Here is a 17,937-nt window from a genome sequence, read left to right as displayed (position 1 = left end):
AAAGGGGAGATTTTAATATGAGAAAATTAGTTGTAACGTTAGCAGGATGTATTTTGCTTGCAGGATGTAGCGGGAATGCTACAAGTAATTCAAAAGATACGTTTACGGTTGGAATGGAATGTAATTATGCTCCGTTTAACTGGCAAACGTCAGCACCAACACAGACAAGTGTATCAATTGGTGGAGCAGGATTTTGTGATGGATACGATGTGAGAATTGCAAATGAAATTGCAAAGAGCATGGAAAAAGAGTTAGTGATTAAAAAATTAGAGTGGGATGGTTTGCAATTATCACTAGAATCGGGAGAAATTGATGCGATTATTGCTGGGATGACCGCTAATGAGGAACGTGAACAAGGAATTGATTTTACGACACCTTATTTTGAATCAGAAATGGTACTGATTGTTCGTGCAGACGATGATTTAGTTCATGCAACATCTATTCAAGATTTTAGTGGTAAAAATGTGATTGGACAGATGAATACTAATTATGATACGGTAATTGACCAAATTGAAGGGGTGAATCACTTAACACCTAAATCTTCTTATCCTGAGTTAGTGGTCTCTTTACAATCAAATGAAGCAGATGCTATTACGGCTGAATTACCCGTTGCCGAAGGGGTCATTCAAGCTAATCCAGATTTGACTATTGTTCACTTTGCAGAAGGTAAAGGATTTGATATTGATACATCTGTTTCAATTGGATTAAAAGAAGGCAGTCGTGGTACAGAGTTCTTTAATCAAGTTCAATCTGCTTTAGATAATATTTCAGATTCGACTCGAAATGAATGGATGACAGAATCTCGCGAAAGTGCGCCAACAGGTGAATAATTATGATGTTCTTAACCACTCAAAATGGCTTTTTAAATAAATCATTTTCTTTATTTGTTAAAAATTTTGATTTGTTCATGTATGGAATTAAAATGACACTCATTTTAGCTTTTTTAGGAACGATGTTAGGCTTAGTTATTGGGTTAGTTCTAGGGGGATTGCGTGCGATTACAATTGAACCAAGAGACTTAAAAAGTGTAAAAGTGTTAAAAAAAATGATGCACTGTTTGATAGGTCTTTACGTTTGGTTTTTTAGAGGGACTCCAATGATGGTGCAAGCGATGTTTTTATATCATGCTTTACGTCCTATTCTAGGGTGGAGTTCATTAACTGCAGGGATTGTGATTATTTCGGTTAATACTGGGGCTTATATGGCAGAAATTATCCGTTCAGGTATTCAGTCAGTGGATAAAGGGCAACTTGAAGCCGCTAGAAGTATTGGAATGACCGCTTTTCAATCGATGATGTACATTATCTTACCTCAGGCGATTAAAAACGCCTTTCCTTCTATTGGAAATGAATTTATTGTGAATATTAAAGATAGTTCAATGTTAAATGTCATTGGGGTGATTGAAGTTTTCTTCCAATCTAAATCAGTAGCAGGAAGTGTGATGCTATATTCTGAGACGTTTTTTATTACGTGCCTCATTTATTTAGTGTTAACGACAATTACAGCACAAATTTTAGGTTGGATTGAAAAGAAAATGAACGTGAAAAAAACTTCATTTCCATCATCGCAAACGGTTCCAATGGCAAATCTTTAGGAGGAGAGTATGGCAGAAAATACGATGATCAACATCCATCATTTAGAAAAACGATTTGGAGAACTAGAGGTTTTAAAAAACATAGAGTTTCATGTGGATAAAGGAGAAGTTATTACGATTATTGGATCAAGTGGAAGTGGGAAATCAACTCTACTTCGATGCCTTAATTTATTAGAAATTCCAGATAGTGGTGAAATCTTATATCGAGGCCAGGATATTTTAAAGGGAGAACTTAATGTTAATCAATACCGAACTAAAGTCGGGATGGTGTTTCAAAGTTTTAATTTGTTTCAAAATAAAACAGTTCTTGATAATTGTGTCATTGGACAAACAAAAGTATTGAAACGAAGAAAAGAAGAGGCGATCGAAAAAGCGATGTTTTATTTAGAGAAGGTCGGAATGAAATCATTTGCTCATGCAAGTAGTTCACAATTATCAGGGGGGCAAAAACAACGTGTAGCCATTGCGCGTGCTTTATGTATGGAACCAGAAGTATTGTTATTTGATGAACCGACAAGTGCCCTTGATCCCGAAATGGTGGGTGACGTTTTAAAAGTCATGAAACAATTAGCGGAGGATGGATTAACGATGATTGTGGTGACACATGAAATGGGATTTGCTAAAGAGGTGAGTCATCGAGTTGTTTTTATGGATCGAGGGGTGATTGCTGAGGAAGGAACACCAGATGAAATCTTTGTAAATCCTAAACAGGCACGAACGAAAGAATTTTTACGCCGATATTTAAATTAGTTAAAGGATCATGTTGGCGCTCCATTTACTGTTTAAAATAAAGGGATTGTTAGAAAGTTATGGGGATAGGTGTCTAAAAATGTGAAATAATATTTGGGTGAAAGTGCAATCTATTTGTAATTTCATGGTAATATGATATACTTATGATAGACTATCAAGAAGTATTAGAGGAGGAAATAAACATGGCAGTTATTCATGCAACAGAAGAAAATTTTGCTCAAGAAATTGCAACTGGATTAGTTTTAGTTGATTTTTATGCAGATTGGTGCGGACCATGTAAGATGATTGCGCCTGTTCTAGAAGAGTTAGCGACTGAATTACAAGGTGTTGCTAAAATTGTTAAAGTAAACGTGGATCATTGTCCAGGTGTTGCGTCACAATTTAAAGTGATGTCAATTCCAACATTAATTTTATTTAAAGACGGTCAAGCAGTTCAGCAAACAGTTGGATTCCAACCAAAAGCGTCGTTATTATCATTAATTGAATCGCATAAATAATTCAAAAAGACGCTCCTAGGAGTGTCTTTTTTTGTATGAAATAGCATGAAATGAGAATATTAATCAAGGTAGACGGTTGCTGAAGTTAGACTTCTGAAAAAAATAAAAAATTAGCACTAATGAGTTGACAGTGCTAATAAGGTTATATATAATGGTATTAGCACTTGATGATAACGAGTGCTAAAAGAGGTGTTTACATTGCTAACGGAACGACAAATACTTGTTTTAAAGGCAATTGTAGAAGAGTTCATACACACGGCACAGCCAGTAGGTTCGCGCGTCTTATCTAAAAAAGAAGAACTGAATTTTTCAGCTGCTACGATTCGAAATGAAATGGCAGATTTAGAAGATTTGGGCTTTCTTGAAAAAACACATACGTCAAGTGGTCGGATCCCGAGTCAAAAGGGATATCGTTATTACGTAGACTACCTTGTAAAAGAAGAACCTATGGAGACAACACCAGAAGTAGGAATATTTAAACAATTGTTAAATCAAAAACAATTTGAACGTGAAACAACCATTAAAGAAGCGGTTAAATTGCTCTCAAGTTTAACGAATTATACGTCAATTTTATTAGGTCCCTCTCATGATTACAGTCGAGTCAAAAAAATTCAGTTTGTTCCGATTTCAGATGCACAAGCTGTCTTTGTTCTTATTACAGACCAAGGGCATGTTGAGAGTCGGACAATTACGATTCCTGACAATATTGATATTAAAAAAATGGAGACCATTATTAAAGCGCTCGATGAATTACTTGTCGGTGAATTTGTGGGTGAAATCCATGATAGGTTAACTGAAAGCTTTGAAAATCAATTACATGATTTCATTACATACAAAGAGGAAATTATGTATACAATGCTTCAATTACTTTCTCAGTCGCTCTCTCAAAACAATTATATTCTAAGTGGAAAATCTAATATTTTGAAACAACCAGAATTCAATGATTTAGATAAAGCTTATCATTTGTTTAGTATGATTGAAGCAGATGAGATTGTAAAAGTTATTGAGTCAGATGATGAGACTCATGAATTGACGGTTAAAATTGGACAAGAAAACGAAATAAAAGCGATGGAAAACTGTACACTAATCACGGTTCCGTACCAAATTAGTGACCATGAATTTGGGAAGATTGCGGTTTTAGGACCGACGAGAATGGAGTATCGAAAAATCATTCCACTTCTTGAGCATGTCGCACGAATTATGTCTGATTTATATAAATAGGAGGTGGGGCGGTTGAATAAGGAAACCCAACCAGTTGAAGAATTAGAAGAATTAAATGAAGAAGCAGGTTGCCAAGAAGCAAATGGTGATTGCCAGTGTGAGACGGAATCAGAAGTTATCGATGAAACAGTGGAATTAAAACAACAAATTCAAGATCTGAAAGATCAATTGTTACGTAATGCAGCTGAACTTGAAAACTTTAAACGTCGTATGAATGAAGAACGCGTTCGTGAAGCGAAATATCGCTCACAGGCTGTGATTACGAATATTATTCCAGCGATTGATAACTTTGAGCGTGCTTTATCTAGTACGGTTGAAGATGAAAATACAAAAACATTCTTAACAGGATTTAAAATGATTCATACCCAATTACTTGAGGCATTAAAGCAAGAAGGGGTTGAAGTCATTAAAGCAGAAGGCGTGGCCTTCGATCCAACTGTGCATCAAGCTGTGATGCAAGAAGCAGTTGAAGGGGTAGAATCAGGAATGGTTTTACAAGAACTTCAAAAAGGTTATAAATTAAAAGATCGTGTTATTCGACCTTCAATGGTAAAAGTAAGCGAATAATTCTAAATTGTTATATAGGAGGATGAATCTCAATGGGTAAAATTATTGGTATTGACTTAGGAACAACTAACTCATGTGTTGCAGTTATGGAAGGTGGAGAAGCGAAAGTTATCGCTAATCCAGAAGGAGCTCGTACAACGCCATCAGTTGTATCATTCAAAGGTGAAGAACGTCAAGTAGGTGATGTTGCAAAACGTCAAGCAATTACAAATCCAAATACAATCATGTCTATTAAACGTCATATGGGAACAAACCATAAAGAAACAATTGAAGGAAAATCTTATACACCACAAGAAATTTCAGCAATTATTTTACAAAATTTAAAAGCAACGGCTGAAGCATACTTAGGTGAACCAGTAACTGAAGCAGTTATTACAGTTCCAGCTTACTTCAATGATGCTGAACGTCAAGCGACTAAAGATGCAGGACGTATTGCAGGTCTTGATGTTAAACGTATCATCAATGAACCAACAGCAGCAGCTTTAGCTTATGGATTAGATAAAACAGATAAAGAACAAACAATTTTAGTATATGACTTAGGAGGAGGAACTTTTGACGTTTCAATTCTTGAGTTAGCAGATGGAACATTTGAAGTATTATCAACAGCGGGAGATAATCGTTTAGGTGGAGATGATTTCGACCAAGTGATTATTGACTGGTTAGTAAAAGAATTTAAATCAGAAACAGGTGTTGATTTATCAGCAGATAAAATGGCAATGCAACGTTTAAAAGATGCGGCTGAAAAAGCTAAAAAAGACTTATCAGGAGTGACATCTGTCCAAATTTCATTACCATTCATCTCAATGAATGCAACAGGACCTTTACATTTAGAAAAAACTTTATCACGTGCTCAATTTGATGCGATGACTTCAACTCTTGTTGAACGTACAATGGGACCAGTTCGTCAAGCATTAAAAGATGCTAAGATGACTGCAAATGATTTAGATCAAGTTTTATTAGTTGGTGGATCAACTCGTATTCCTGCCGTGCAAACAGCAATCAAAAATGAATTAGGAAAGGAACCTAATAAAGGAGTTAACCCAGACGAAGTAGTTGCAATGGGAGCTGCTATCCAAGGTGGGGTGTTACAAGGAGATGTTAAAGATATCTTATTATTAGACGTTACACCATTATCTTTAGGTATCGAGACAATGGGACAAGTGATGACGGTTTTAATCCCTCGTAATACAACAATTCCAACATCTAAATCTCAAGTGTTCTCAACAGCTGCAGATAACCAACCAGCCGTAGATATTCACGTTTTACAAGGTGAACGTCCAATGGCATCAGATAACAAAACATTAGGACGCTTCCAATTAGGAGATATTCCAGCTGCACCACGTGGTATCCCTCAAATCGAAGTAACATTTGATATCGATGCTAATGGGATTGTAAATGTTAAAGCAAAAGATTTAGGTACACAAAAAGAACAACGTATCACCATCACTTCTGGTTCAGGATTAACAGATGAAGAAATTGAACGCATGGTCCGTGAAGCAGAAGAAAATGCAGATGCAGATGCAAAACGTAAAGAACAAGCAGATTTACGTAATGAAGCAGAGCAATTAATCTTTGCGGCAAATAAATCAGTTTCAGAACTTGGAGAACAAGCAACTGAAGAAGAAAAAACAAACATTAAAAATGCAGTTGAAGCATTAGAAAAAGCATTAAGCGATAACAATTTCGATGAAGTTAAAGTGAAAAAAGATGAACTTGAAAAATTAGCTCAAGAATTAGCGGTTAAAGTTTATTCTCAAGCAGCTGAGGCAGCTCAAGCGGCACAAGGTGATGCAGGAGCAAATTCAAGTGATGATTCAGTTGTAGACGCTGAATATAAAGAAGTTTAATAAAAAATTTAAAAGTCAAAGTCTACTATGACTTTGACTTTTTTTATGGTATATTATGAAAGAATAAAAGGAGGGTACAGCATGGCAAAACGTGATTATTATGAGGTGCTAGGTGTTTCAAAAACAGCAACTGATCAAGAAATTAAGCGCGCTTACCGTAAGTTAGCTAAACAGTATCATCCTGATGTTGCAACGGAAGCAAATGCAGAAGAAAAGTTCAAAGAGGTACAAGAAGCATATGAGGTGCTTAGCGATGAGCAAAAGCGCGCAGCCTATGATCAATATGGACATGCAGCAACAGATGGATTCGGTGGCCAAGGTGGATTTGGCGGATTCGGAGGATTTGGTGGAGCACAAGGCGGATTCGGAGGCGGATTCGAAGATATATTTGAAAGTATGTTCGGAGGTGGATTCGGCGGATTCGGTGGTGGCTCAAATCGTCGAAATCCAAATGCCCCACAACGTGGTAATGATTTAAAGCAAACAATAACGATTACGTTTGAAGAAGCTGCATTTGGCGTGACAAAAGAGATTACAGTAAATCGTGAAGAAGAATGTACAAAATGTGGGGGATCAGGAGCACGTTCTAAAGACGATATTGAAACATGTTCTCGTTGTAGTGGAACAGGACGCGTTGTGGAAGTTCAAAATACGATTCTTGGACGTATGCAAACTCAAACGACTTGTCCTGACTGTTCTGGAACGGGTAAAAAGATTAAACATAAATGTGATGCTTGTTCAGGGCATGGAACAGTTAACCGTCAAAAAACGATTGAAGTTAAAGTTCCAGCTGGAATTGATGATGGTCAACAAATCCGCTTAACAGGTCAAGGAGAAGCGGGACGTAATGGCGGACCAAGTGGAGATTTATATGTTGGATTTAGAGTCTTACCACATGATTTCTTTGTTCGCGATGGTTATGACCTTCGTTGTGAAATTCCAATCTCATTTAGTCAAGCAACTTTAGGAGCTGAAGTTGAAGTACCGACGTTAAATGGAAAAGTGGCTTTAAAAATTCCAGAAGGAACACAACCAGGAACTGAATTTAGAGTTCGTAATAAAGGAATTAAATACATTAACCGCGAAATGACGGGAGACTTATATGTCAAAGTTAAATTAGTCGTTCCTAAAAAAGTAAGTCATCGTCAACGTGAATTATTACATGAATTTGATCAGTTAGAAGATAAAACAGGTTCAATCTGGGATAAGTTAAAAAAGGCCTTTAAATAATGAAAATTGTAAGGATGAAGAATCCTTACAATTTTTTTATGGAAAAAGAATGACACTATAAAAAATTTACAATATTAAACAAAAGAACATAATTTTTAGTTTTTGATGAATTGTGTTATAATTTAGAGATAAAATTGATAAATGAGGTGACTTCATGAACTGGTTAGAGTTAAGTTTTCATTCAACGCATGAAGCGTATGATTTAGTTAGTAATATTTTTATTGAGGCTGGTTCGAAGGGAGTCTTACTTGAAGATTCAAATACCGTAACAGAATCACATGAGGATCATTTTGGTGAAATTTATCGCCTAAATCCTAATGATTATCCAAGTGATGGAGTTATCATTAAAGGCTATTTAGCTGTAACGTCAGATATTGAAACACAGTTAGAATTTGTGAGAACGCAATTATTAAATTTAAAATTTGATAACTTTGACCATAATAAACTGGAAATCAAAATGTTAGATGAAGAAGACTGGGCAAATAGTTGGAAAAAACATTATACTCCAATTGAAATTACGAAGACGCTAGTGATTAAACCTTGTTGGCTTGAACCTACAACTGATCCTAATGTGACAGAGATTATGTTAGATCCGGGAATGGCCTTTGGATCTGGAACGCATGAAACGACACAATTATGTTTAGAATTGATTGAACAGTATGCCAATTCAAGTCAGGTCGTTGTTGATGTAGGAACTGGTTCTGGAATTTTAGCAATCGCTGCTTCAAAACTTGGATGTCGTTTGGTTTATGCGGTTGACTTGGACGCAATGGCAGTGATTCGTGCAAAAGAAAATATTGAAATGAATCATTGTCAAAACATTATCATTGAGAAAAACAATTTAATTGATGGGGTGGAGGCGTTATCAGAAGCTCCAACGTTAATGGTAGCTAATATATTAGCACCGATTATTATTAATATGTTAGATGATGTGGTGAAAGTATTACCACAAGGTCAAACGTTTATTTGTTCTGGTATTGTTGACCATGAAAAACAAGCAGTATTAGATGCTTTAGTTGCCTATCAATTTAAGATTGAAGAAGTGAGAGAAAAAAATGGATGGGTTGCGATTGTGGCAACATACGAAGGTTAAAGTCGAATTGGAGGCAACGTAATGCAACGTTATTTTTTAAAAAATCATCAGTTTCAAGCGAAACAAGTTCGAATTACTGATGAAGATGCTCATCATATCGCCCGTGTCATGCGAATGGAAGTCGGTGAGCGAATCATTGTTTGTAATGAAGATAAAGAATGTTATTATCTCACGATTACAGCCGTAACACCAGATGAAGTGACGGGAGAAATTGGTGAAGCAATTGAAAGTGATACGGAATTACCCATTGAGGTCACGATTGCCCAAGGGTTACCTAAAGGAGATAAATTTGAATGGGTCATTCAAAAGGCAACGGAGTGTGGAGCAACTAACTTTATGCCGGTAAGTATGGAACGTTGTGTTGTTAAACTAGATGCTAAAAAGGAAGTGAAAAAGGTTGAACGATGGAATAAGATTGCAAAAGAAGCTGCTGAACAGTCTCATCGTCAAGTGGTTCCAAAAGTTCATTCTGTTCATACCTTTAAGGCTTTCTTAGAACAATCTAAACATTACGATGTTTGCTTGTTTGCTTATGAAGAAACAGCCAAACAAGGTGAATTAGCTCAATTAAAACAAACGTTAGAAAATATAAAACCAGGTGCAACGTTATTGTTATTAGTTGGGCCTGAGGGAGGCGTTGGAGAAAAAGAAGTTGATTTATTAATCCAGCATGGATTTAAACCGTGTGCATTAGGGCCTCGCATTTTAAGAACAGAAACAGCACCGATTTACGCGTTGAGTGCGATTTCGTTTGCATTAGAATTTTAAATATCACAACAAGATTTGTCATAGGGAAAGGAATGATTTTATGCCGACTGTAGCATTTCATACATTAGGATGCAAAGTAAATCATTATGAAACAGAAGCAGTATGGGAGTTATTTAAAAATGAAGGTTATGAAAAAGTAGATTTTAAAGGTGTAGCAGATGTCTATATCATTAATACGTGTACGGTCACGAATACAGGAGATAAAAAAAGTCGTCAAGTGATTCGTCGTGCCATTCGTCGTAACCCTGAGGCCGTTATGTGTGTCATGGGATGTTACGCACAAACCAAACCAAAAGAAATTATGGATATCGAGGGCGTTGATATTGTGATTGGAACACATGGACGTGACCAAATTCCTCAATTAGTTCAAAAATATCGTGAAGAGCGTCAACCGATTTCACAAATTCAAAATGTTTTCAAGGTAGATGGATTTGAAACATTGAATGTTTCTCAATTCTCAGACCGTACGCGTGCAACATTAAAAATTCAAGATGGATGTAATAATTTCTGTACGTATTGCATTATTCCTTGGGCGCGTGGAACTGTTCGTTCTCAAAAACCTGAAATCGTTATTGATCAAGTTAAGCAATTAGTAGCGAATGGTCACTGTGAAGTCGTTTTAACAGGGATTCATACAGCGGCTTATGGTGAAGATTTAGAAGATTATAGTTTTGGTAAATTACTTCAAGACTTAATTAAAATTGACGGATTAAAACGTATTCGTATCTCTTCAATTGAGGCATCAGAAATGACAGATGATGTCATCACTGCCATGAAAATGTCAGATAAAATTGTGAACCATTTACATATGCCACTTCAAGCTGGATCAAATGAAATCTTAAAGGGAATGAAGCGTCCCTATACATTAGCTGAATTTGAGGCAAAGGTAAAAGAGTTACGTGAGTTATTTGACAATTTAGCAATTACAACAGATGTGATTGTAGGCTTCCCAGGAGAAACAGAAGAGCTATTTAATGAAACAGTTGAGACGATTAAACGTATCGGATTCTCTGAATTACACGTCTTCCCGTATTCAGTGCGTAATGGAACGCCGGCTGCGCGTATGGAAAATCAAGTCCCAGAAATGGTTAAGTCGATGCGAGTTAATAAATTATTAGCATTGAGTGAACAATTGGCTAAAGAATATGCAAGTTCTTGTGAAGGAAAAATTCTACAAGTTATTCCAGAAGAAGCCTCACATACAAAAGAAGGGTATTTAGTAGGGCATGCAAGTAATTATGTAAAAGTGGAGTTTAAAGGGGAAACGGATTTAATTGGAGAAGTTGTGCCAGTGAAGGTTGTAAAAGCAGATTATCCAATTTGTTTAGGGGAAATCGTGAAGTAACAGAATAATTAGAGGTGATGTCATGAATATTAAATCGTTATTCAATGTTGAACAAGATTTTGAGGTAACCGGTATTGCAACAGACAATCGTCAAGTAAAGCCAGGCGATTTATTTGTGTGTATAAAGGGATATACTGTTGATGGGCATCGCTTTGCTAAGTCAGCAGAAGAAGCTGGAGCTGTTGCAATCGTTTGTGAATATGAACTTGAAAATATTGCAATTCCTCAAATTATTGTCAAAGATACAGCAGTTGAACTTCCAAGGCTTGCGCATTTGATGTTTAATAAACCAACAGAAAAGCTAAATTTATTTGGATTAACTGGAACAAACGGAAAAACAACAACAGCCTATATTTTAGAGCATCTTCTAACTGGTTTTGAAGGGCATGTTGGATACATTGGAACAAATGGAATTCGCTATGCCAATCATTACATTGAACCTAAAAATACAACACCTGAGCCTTTAAGTTTGCAACGTATTTTTCATGAGATGGTTGAAGAGGGCGTAAAACAAGTTGCGATTGAAGTTTCTTCACATGCTTTAGAATTACATCGTGTTGATTACTGTCAGTTTAAAGTTGCATTATTTACAAACCTGACACCAGAACATTTAGATTTTCATCCAACGATGGATGACTATTTTGAAGCGAAATATAAGTTGTTTGAAATGTTAACTCCTGATGGTCATGGGATTGTGAATTTAGATGATGAGTATGGTGAAAAATTAGTTAATCGCTTAAAAGAAAGTCAGACTGCTGTTTATACATATGGAATTGAGTCGGATGCGGACTTTAAAGCAGAGGATATTCACATGACGTCATTTGGAACAAGTTTTAAATTGACATGCCCAGAAGGGATCTATGAGGTCCAAACACCGCTTTTAGGAAGATTTAATGTTTATAATGCCCTAGGGGCTATGGCTTCTGCCTATTCGGCTTCGATGCCAATGGAACAAATTATTGCGTTAATTAAAACATTATCGCCTGTTGATGGCCGAATGGAAATTATTAATGAGGGTCAAGACTTTACGGTTATTGTTGACTATGCTCATACGCCAGATGGGGTTGAGAAAGTGTTAGAGTTTGTGACCGGGATTAAACAAAATGGGGTCAAAGTTGTTATTGGATGTCCAGGAGATCGAGATCGTACCAAACGCCCAGTTATCGCTAAGTTATCCGTTGATTATGCAGATGATGTTATTTTTACAACAGATGATCCTCATTCAGAAGATCCGGTTGATATTTTGAATGAAATGGTTTCTGGAATTAAACCAATGAATTATGAAGTGATTGTTGATCGGATTGAAGCAATTGAAACTGCTATCAATAAAGCACAGAAAAATGATATTGTATTAATTGCAGGACGAGGTCATGAGCAAATCCAATATTGGAAAAGTGGGAATATTCGTTTAGATGATCGTGAAGTTGCGAAGGAAGTACTTCGTAGAAGATTAGAAAAGAATGCATAAAAAAGGACACCTTGTTGTAGTGCACCCCAAATGTTAGACTTAAAAATCTAATGTTAGGGGTGTTTTTCTATGGCTAAATATAGCTCAGAATTTAAGTTGCATGTTGTTAACGAGTATTTGCAGGGAACTTTAGGTTACCGTTTGCTCGCTAAAAAATATCACATACCAAGTAAATCACAAATTGAAACGTGGGTTAGACAATATAAACAAACTGGAAGAAGTGGAGTTCAACGAAAAGAAAAACAAGAATATACTGGAGAATTTAAATTAAATGTATTAAACGATATGAAAACAACAGGTGCTTCATATAGTCAAACTGCTATCCATTTTGGATTATCAGAGATAGGAACGATTGCCAATTGGAAGGCAGACTTTCTAAAAGACGGTGCAGGGGCATTCTTTAAATCGAAAGGAAGGCCTCAAAATCCTATGACTAAATTAAAAGCATCTAAACAACCAAAAACTTTAACTCGTGAACAACAATTAGAAGAAGAACTTAAATTATTGAGAATCGAGAATGAATACTTAAAAAAGTGTCACGCCCATGGAATTACGCCATGGAGCCAAAGAATCAAATCGAAACAAGAATCATCTAAGAATTAACGGCTAATTTTAAATTAAGTGACATTTTAAAGGTCACAAAGTTTCCTAAATCAACCTATCACTATTGGGTCAATAAGATGAAACAAGTAAATCCTGATCAAGAGCTTGAAGAGCTGATTTTAATTATTTTTAAAGAGAGTGATGAGACTTACGGCTATCGTCGAATTCAAGATGAGCTTTATAATAGAGGAATTAGAATCAATCATAAAAAAGTATATCGTCTCATGAAAAAGCTTGGGATAATGTGTGTCAAGTTTGGTCGTAAATCACGTCAATATCGCTCATACAAAGGGACTGTTGGAACAGTGGCTAAGAATCGAATTAATCGCCGTTTTAATACACCGTATCCTTATCAAAAGTTAACAACAGATGTGACGGAGTTTAAAACACAAGAAGGAAAGAAATTATATTTGAGCCCTATAATGGATATGGCAACGGGTGAAATTTTATCTTTTTCAATTAGCCATAAACCTGATTTAAACTTTGTCATGGAATCATTATATCAAGTTCTTCCAATTCTTGAACAAGCTAAATATCGAACAACGATTCATTCTGATCAAGGTTGGCACTATCAACATAGACAATGGGTTCAAACATTAAAACAGAATAACATATTTCAAAGTATGTCTCGTAAAGGAAACTGTTTAGATCATTCTCCTATGGAAAATTTCTTCGGGATTCTTAAACAAGAAAAATATTATGGTAAAACATTCAAAACATATGAGGAGCTAAAAGAAGCAATTGAAGAATATATTGACTACTATAATCATAAACGAATCAAAAGAAAATTGGCTGGCATGAGTCCAGTTCAATACCGAATTCATACCAGCCAATTGGCTGCTTAATATTTAGTTCAACTTTTTGGGGTCACTACATGTCGGTGTCCTTTTTTAATGTCTTTTATTGCGCAATCTTTTTTTGAATTTTTTAAATTGTGGTAAAAGTTTGGTCCAAGCAAAGTAACCAATGGGATCAATCACGTAATCAAATTCTCCAATAAATTCGGTAAATTCTCCACCAAATCCTTTTTTAAATCGATATAGACCATATAATGGATCTGATTCATCTGTTTTCCCACTGATTCCAAAGAAGTCGTAAATTTCATATCCAGCTTGTTTAGCGTCTGTTAAAGCTTTCCATTGAATTAAGTAGTTTGGCATGAATTCACGATAAACATTATCACTGGCTCCATATAAATACCATGCTTTATTGCCGAAATAAGTGGTAATAATCCCTGACATTGTAATCCCTGTTGGGTGTTCTTTATACAATTGTTCTACTTCTTTTAATTGTTGGGTAATATTTTGAAGTTTATTTTTTTCGGGTTCTAATTTATTAATTAGTTTTTGACGTTTCTTCTCATTTAATTCTGCATTTTGAAGTTGAGTGTTTAATTGTTCGATGGTTGATGTGGTTTGATTTAGTTCCTCCGTTAAATTATTTAAGGCTTGCTCTGTATTAAGCTTAGCTAAGTAGAGTTTGCACATTCCATGAGGGGCTAGTGTGTCATACATCTCTTCAAAATAAGAAAGAGGACGAGTTAAGAATCCATCACGTTCTCCTGTGATACGCATAATTTCTTCAAATTTTGTTAAATCTTCACGTGATCCTTCTACAATTTCGATTCCTTTTTTTTGTGCTACTTTTAAATTGTAGCGTGTTTTTGTATGACAGCCTTGTAATAAGTTTTTTTCTTCTGGTTTTAAATCTAAGCGGAAAGTATATCGAGGTTGAATGCTAGAGTCAAAATCTTGTGTGAAGCCTAAATGTTTATAATTGAGGTTAAGCAAAGATTGAATTAGCGACTCATTTGGGAACGCCCCTTCTGCAATTTCACCATCGATGGTGCGATTAACGTATTTTAGGTCTGGATCAATTTTAAAGAAAATTGCTTTTTTTGATTTTGCGAAGTTTTTCATTCCTTCTGTAAAATCTTTTAATTGTTGTTCATTATTAAAGTCAAGCACAAATCCACGTGGAATATATAAAAATGGACGTTTGATGATAGGTAAAAAACGAATGAGAACTAACGCAGCTGCAACGAGTTCTCCTTGATCGTTTTCAAGTCCCACAGTTTCAAATGACCACTCGGGTGATTTTGATTTAAAAACGCCCCACTCATAGGTTTGTAGAAAATGATTTTTAGGATGAGTTGACACAAAGTCATTAAATTTTTTAGCATCAATATTGGTTACAAATTTCATAAAACTCCACCTTCAGTTCAGTGTTTGTCCACCTTTTTATTATCGGTTATTATTATAACATAAAATCATTTTTATGATTTTTTTTTGTTTTATTTACAGAACGTAAAAGATGTTGTATAATATTACTGTTAATCGTAGCGAAGCGGAAGGAGGGTTAGTGGTGGCTAAAACTGTAGTTCGAAAAAACGAATCATTAGATGATGCATTACGTCGTTTTAAGAGAGAAGTATCTAAAGTAGGTACCCTTACTGAAGCTCGTAAACGTGAATATTACGTTAAACCGAGTATCAAACGTAAACAAAAATCAGAAGCAGCACGCAAGTCTGCAATCAAACGTAACAAATACTAATTTTAAATAGGTGATCTCAGTGGCATTACTTGATCAATTAAATGCTGACATGAAAGAAGCAATGAAAGCGAAAGAAAAAGATCGCTTATCAGTTATTCGCATGTTAAAAGCTTCACTTCAAAATGAAGCCATTCATTTAGGTGTTACAGATTTAAATGAAGACCAAGAACTTACTGTTCTTTCACGTGAAGTTAAACAACGCCGTGATTCTTTAAAAGAATTTAAAGAGGCAGCACGTGAAGATTTAGCAGCAAAAATCGAGCAAGAATTAACATACGTGAATGCCTATTTACCGGCGCAACTTACTGAGGAAGAGCTTAAACAAATTATATCTGAAACAGCTAAAATGATTAACGCAGAAAAACCATCTGACATGGGTAAGTTAATGGGTGCCGTTGTTCCTAAAACAAAAGGACGTACAGACGGTGCTTTAGTTAGTAAATTGGTTAAAGCTTATTTAAGCCAAGAATAAAACACACAATTATGTGTGTTTTTTTATTATTTGTAAATAATAAAAAAAGATTATTAGATTTAATTCTAATAATCTTTTTGTTTTTATTTTTTTGTAGCTTTTAATGGACCTGTCCAAGCTGTTAATCCACCTTCGAGTTGGTAAATTTTCTCGTATCCTTTACCGTAAAGAACTAAAGCAGCACGTTTGCTTACTTTTCCTTTTTCACAATATAAGAAAATAGGTAAATCCTTGCGTAGTTTTCCAGGATTACGAGTTAAAATAGCAAAAGGAATGTTACGAGCACCGTTAATATGTCCTTGATCAAATTCTTCTTTCTTACGAAGGTCTATTAACTGTCCCTTACGCATTTGCTCTACAAACTCTGCTTCTGTTAAGTTTACCACACATTTTTTTCGATTCACGACGCATAGTAATCCATAATCCAACGATCAATCCTAAAAGAATTGCACTAATAATTAATGGCCAATTCATCCACATAACCTCCTTTATTCGCAACACCTTTTATTTTACAGAATTTCAGATTAAAAATAAAGCCCTTTTAGAGAAGTATCGTCGTATCACGAGAAAAGACGAAAAGAAATAGAAAGATAGAGTGTTTTTTTTGTTCAATAGCGAGGGTGAAAAAGCTGATTTTAGGTCGAGAATAGGGAAAAATAGCTGTTTATAATAGACAATTTCTCCATTAATCGTTATAATTAAATACGGAAATGATTCTCATACTACTAAGGAGTAGTTTGTATAGTGTTCAAGGAGGATTTTTATGATTTCAAGTAACGATTTTAAAACAGGTATGACTATCGATTATGAAGGAAACTTATTCCAAATTATCGAATTCCAACACGTAAAACCAGGTAAAGGACAAGCTTTCGTACGTTCTAAATTACGTAACTTACGTTCTGGAGCTGTTATTGATAATACATTCAATGCAGGTGAAAAAGTTAAACGTGCACACGTTGAAAAATCAACAATGCAATTCTTATATTCAATGGGAGATGAGTATGTTTTCATGAACAATGAAACATATGAACAAATTGAATTAACGGCTGCTCAATTAGAGCAAGAGAAAAACTTCTTAGTTGATGGAATGGAAGTTAAAGTGATGAGCTACAACGGTGAAATCTTAGGAGTTGAAGTTCCTGAAAAAGTAACATTAGAAGTTGTAGAATGTGAGCCAGGTGTTAAAGGAAACACAGCTTCTAATGCAACTAAGAGTGCAACAGTTTCAACTGGATACTCTTTACAAGTTCCTTTATTCGTTGAAGTTGGAGATAAATTAATCATCAACACAAATGATGGACGTTACGTATCTCGCGGATAATTTCTTTGGAACATTATAAATTTTATCTTGAATAGGATAAAATATTGATATTATTATATTTTAAAGACTTTAAGAGCTTTGGCTTTTAAAGTCTTTTTTGTTCTTTCTCAAAGAGTATTGCATCTATTACAATGAATGACTTTAAGAATAAGCCTTGTGATGAAATGACTAGGTGTTTTTATTTTAGTTGAGTTATGTTTTGAGTTATGAGAATACGTATTAATAGCTCATAAAAGGAGTGAACTGTAGAGGACCCGCCACTCTGAAATTTTATTTTGTACCTCTAAAACAATCTCGTATTTTGTATGGTAGAAAGTATAACCGTTCTTTTCAATAATAAATGTTTTTGAGTAAATGTAAATCGATCATACACACAATCATAACACTGTTCCTTTAAATCTAGATCGATATCAGGGAGTGAGGTTTTGGAAATAACAATATGAGACGTTTTAAAATCATACTTTTTAATTGGAATCAAAAGAATTCCACACTGTTTCTATCATGAGTGGAGGGATAAGGCAAAATTTCTTTTTCAAAAAATTTAGTGAATTCATTTAATTTAACTGTTTCAACATCATATTAAGAAGGGTGAAGTTTTTATTTTTTGA

Annotated in this window: 18 protein-coding genes and 1 pseudogene; 17 read left to right on the top strand and 2 right to left on the bottom strand. The window is 35.1% G+C overall.

Features of this window, described 5'->3' with window-relative positions:
• The first annotated feature begins 17 nt into the window (after window positions 1-17).
• The 14 genes and pseudogenes from HMPREF9402_RS11115 to HMPREF9402_RS11050 all read left to right on the top strand — a co-directional run.
• Complete coding sequence (locus HMPREF9402_RS11115; RefSeq protein ID WP_006785247.1) at window positions 18-830, top strand: transporter substrate-binding domain-containing protein; 813 nt, start codon at window positions 18-20, stop codon at window positions 828-830.
• 2 nt (window positions 831-832) lie between these two features.
• On the top strand, window positions 833-1,594 hold the full coding sequence (locus tag HMPREF9402_RS11110) for an amino acid ABC transporter permease (RefSeq protein ID WP_006785248.1): 762 nt from the start codon (window positions 833-835) through the stop codon (window positions 1,592-1,594).
• Window positions 1,595-1,603: 9 nt separating this feature from the next.
• The gene (locus HMPREF9402_RS11105; protein WP_006785249.1) at window positions 1,604-2,344 is read left to right on the top strand and encodes an amino acid ABC transporter ATP-binding protein; all 741 of its coding nucleotides are present in this window, start codon (window positions 1,604-1,606) and stop codon (window positions 2,342-2,344) included.
• Between the two features lie 182 nt (window positions 2,345-2,526).
• Window positions 2,527-2,841, top strand: a complete 315-nt coding sequence (trxA, locus tag HMPREF9402_RS11100) for a thioredoxin (protein ID WP_006785250.1) — start codon at window positions 2,527-2,529, stop codon at window positions 2,839-2,841.
• Between the two features lie 198 nt (window positions 2,842-3,039).
• The gene (gene hrcA / locus HMPREF9402_RS11095) at window positions 3,040-4,062 is read left to right on the top strand and encodes a heat-inducible transcriptional repressor HrcA (protein WP_009607406.1); all 1,023 of its coding nucleotides are present in this window, start codon (window positions 3,040-3,042) and stop codon (window positions 4,060-4,062) included.
• A gap of 12 nt (window positions 4,063-4,074) precedes the next feature.
• Window positions 4,075-4,629, top strand: coding sequence for a nucleotide exchange factor GrpE (gene grpE / locus HMPREF9402_RS11090; protein ID WP_006785252.1), 555 nt, complete (start codon window positions 4,075-4,077; stop codon window positions 4,627-4,629).
• Between the two features lie 32 nt (window positions 4,630-4,661).
• A complete protein-coding gene (gene dnaK, locus HMPREF9402_RS11085) occupies window positions 4,662-6,476 on the top strand; it encodes a molecular chaperone DnaK (RefSeq protein WP_006785253.1) in 1,815 nt (604 codons plus the stop codon).
• Between the two features lie 81 nt (window positions 6,477-6,557).
• Window positions 6,558-7,706, top strand: a complete 1,149-nt coding sequence (gene dnaJ, locus HMPREF9402_RS11080) for a molecular chaperone DnaJ (protein ID WP_006785254.1) — start codon at window positions 6,558-6,560, stop codon at window positions 7,704-7,706.
• 154 nt (window positions 7,707-7,860) lie between these two features.
• Complete coding sequence (gene prmA, locus HMPREF9402_RS11075; protein WP_009607409.1) at window positions 7,861-8,799, top strand: 50S ribosomal protein L11 methyltransferase; 939 nt, start codon at window positions 7,861-7,863, stop codon at window positions 8,797-8,799.
• A 21-nt stretch (window positions 8,800-8,820) separates the two neighbouring features.
• Window positions 8,821-9,567: a 16S rRNA (uracil(1498)-N(3))-methyltransferase gene (locus HMPREF9402_RS11070; RefSeq protein WP_006785256.1), complete on the top strand. Its 747-nt coding sequence runs from the start codon at window positions 8,821-8,823 to the stop codon at window positions 9,565-9,567.
• 40 nt (window positions 9,568-9,607) lie between these two features.
• Window positions 9,608-10,912: a tRNA (N(6)-L-threonylcarbamoyladenosine(37)-C(2))-methylthiotransferase MtaB gene (gene mtaB / locus HMPREF9402_RS11065; RefSeq protein WP_006785257.1), complete on the top strand. Its 1,305-nt coding sequence runs from the start codon at window positions 9,608-9,610 to the stop codon at window positions 10,910-10,912.
• Window positions 10,913-10,934: 22 nt separating this feature from the next.
• Window positions 10,935-12,380: a UDP-N-acetylmuramoyl-L-alanyl-D-glutamate--2,6-diaminopimelate ligase gene (locus tag HMPREF9402_RS11060; protein WP_006785258.1), complete on the top strand. Its 1,446-nt coding sequence runs from the start codon at window positions 10,935-10,937 to the stop codon at window positions 12,378-12,380.
• Window positions 12,381-12,449: 69 nt separating this feature from the next.
• Window positions 12,450-12,983 carry a helix-turn-helix domain-containing protein gene (locus HMPREF9402_RS11055; protein WP_009607411.1) on the top strand — a complete coding sequence of 178 codons (534 nt, stop codon included), beginning with the start codon at window positions 12,450-12,452 and terminating at the stop codon, window positions 12,981-12,983.
• Window positions 12,984-12,994: 11 nt separating this feature from the next.
• Window positions 12,995-13,828 (top strand): annotated as a pseudogene (locus HMPREF9402_RS11050) (IS3 family transposase); the annotation flags it as partial.
• A 45-nt stretch (window positions 13,829-13,873) separates the two neighbouring features.
• Here the strand turns inward: HMPREF9402_RS11050 and HMPREF9402_RS11045 are convergent.
• On the bottom strand, window positions 13,874-15,187 hold the full coding sequence (locus HMPREF9402_RS11045) for a peptidoglycan bridge formation glycyltransferase FemA/FemB family protein (protein WP_009607408.1): 1,314 nt from the start codon (window positions 15,185-15,187) through the stop codon (window positions 13,874-13,876).
• Window positions 15,188-15,347: 160 nt separating this feature from the next.
• Here HMPREF9402_RS11045 and rpsU point away from each other — a divergent pair, with 160 nt between their 5' ends.
• A complete protein-coding gene (gene rpsU, locus HMPREF9402_RS11040; RefSeq protein ID WP_039931013.1) occupies window positions 15,348-15,536 on the top strand; it encodes a 30S ribosomal protein S21 in 189 nt (62 codons plus the stop codon).
• 19 nt (window positions 15,537-15,555) lie between these two features.
• Complete coding sequence (locus HMPREF9402_RS11035; RefSeq protein WP_006783844.1) at window positions 15,556-16,008, top strand: GatB/YqeY domain-containing protein; 453 nt, start codon at window positions 15,556-15,558, stop codon at window positions 16,006-16,008.
• Between the two features lie 83 nt (window positions 16,009-16,091).
• On the opposite strand, the gene HMPREF9402_RS11030 is transcribed toward HMPREF9402_RS11035, so the two are convergent.
• The gene (locus tag HMPREF9402_RS11030; protein WP_009607398.1) at window positions 16,092-16,436 is read right to left on the bottom strand and encodes a rhodanese-like domain-containing protein; all 345 of its coding nucleotides are present in this window, start codon (window positions 16,434-16,436) and stop codon (window positions 16,092-16,094) included.
• 335 nt (window positions 16,437-16,771) lie between these two features.
• On the opposite strand from HMPREF9402_RS11030, the gene efp reads away from it, so the two are divergent.
• Window positions 16,772-17,329, top strand: a complete 558-nt coding sequence (efp, locus tag HMPREF9402_RS11025; protein ID WP_006783846.1) for an elongation factor P — start codon at window positions 16,772-16,774, stop codon at window positions 17,327-17,329.
• Window positions 17,330-17,937 lie beyond the last annotated feature (608 nt).

This window comes from Turicibacter sp. HGF1, from assembly GCF_000191865.1.
Taxonomy (GTDB): domain Bacteria; phylum Bacillota_I; class Bacilli_A; order MOL361; family Turicibacteraceae; genus Turicibacter; species Turicibacter sanguinis.
This window is presented reverse-complemented; position numbering and strand designations above follow the sequence as displayed.

What these genes read in the sequence shown, in the direction of transcription:
- HMPREF9402_RS11115 (WP_006785247.1), top strand. Translation starts at nt 18, where the DNA reads ATGAGAAAATTAGTTGTAACGTTAGCAGGATGTATTTTGCTTGCAGGA.
- HMPREF9402_RS11110 (WP_006785248.1), top strand. Translation starts at nt 833, where the DNA reads ATGATGTTCTTAACCACTCAAAATGGCTTTTTAAATAAATCATTTTCT.
- HMPREF9402_RS11105 (WP_006785249.1), top strand. Translation starts at nt 1,604, where the DNA reads ATGGCAGAAAATACGATGATCAACATCCATCATTTAGAAAAACGATTT.
- trxA (WP_006785250.1), top strand. Translation starts at nt 2,527, where the DNA reads ATGGCAGTTATTCATGCAACAGAAGAAAATTTTGCTCAAGAAATTGCA.
- dnaK (WP_006785253.1), top strand. Translation starts at nt 4,662, where the DNA reads ATGGGTAAAATTATTGGTATTGACTTAGGAACAACTAACTCATGTGTT.
- dnaJ (WP_006785254.1), top strand. Translation starts at nt 6,558, where the DNA reads ATGGCAAAACGTGATTATTATGAGGTGCTAGGTGTTTCAAAAACAGCA.
- prmA (WP_009607409.1), top strand. Translation starts at nt 7,861, where the DNA reads ATGAACTGGTTAGAGTTAAGTTTTCATTCAACGCATGAAGCGTATGAT.
- HMPREF9402_RS11070 (WP_006785256.1), top strand. Translation starts at nt 8,821, where the DNA reads ATGCAACGTTATTTTTTAAAAAATCATCAGTTTCAAGCGAAACAAGTT.
- mtaB (WP_006785257.1), top strand. Translation starts at nt 9,608, where the DNA reads ATGCCGACTGTAGCATTTCATACATTAGGATGCAAAGTAAATCATTAT.
- HMPREF9402_RS11060 (WP_006785258.1), top strand. Translation starts at nt 10,935, where the DNA reads ATGAATATTAAATCGTTATTCAATGTTGAACAAGATTTTGAGGTAACC.
- HMPREF9402_RS11055 (WP_009607411.1), top strand. Translation starts at nt 12,450, where the DNA reads ATGGCTAAATATAGCTCAGAATTTAAGTTGCATGTTGTTAACGAGTAT.
- HMPREF9402_RS11045 (WP_009607408.1), bottom strand. Translation starts at nt 15,187, where the DNA reads ATGAAATTTGTAACCAATATTGATGCTAAAAAATTTAATGACTTTGTG.
- efp (WP_006783846.1), top strand. Translation starts at nt 16,772, where the DNA reads ATGATTTCAAGTAACGATTTTAAAACAGGTATGACTATCGATTATGAA.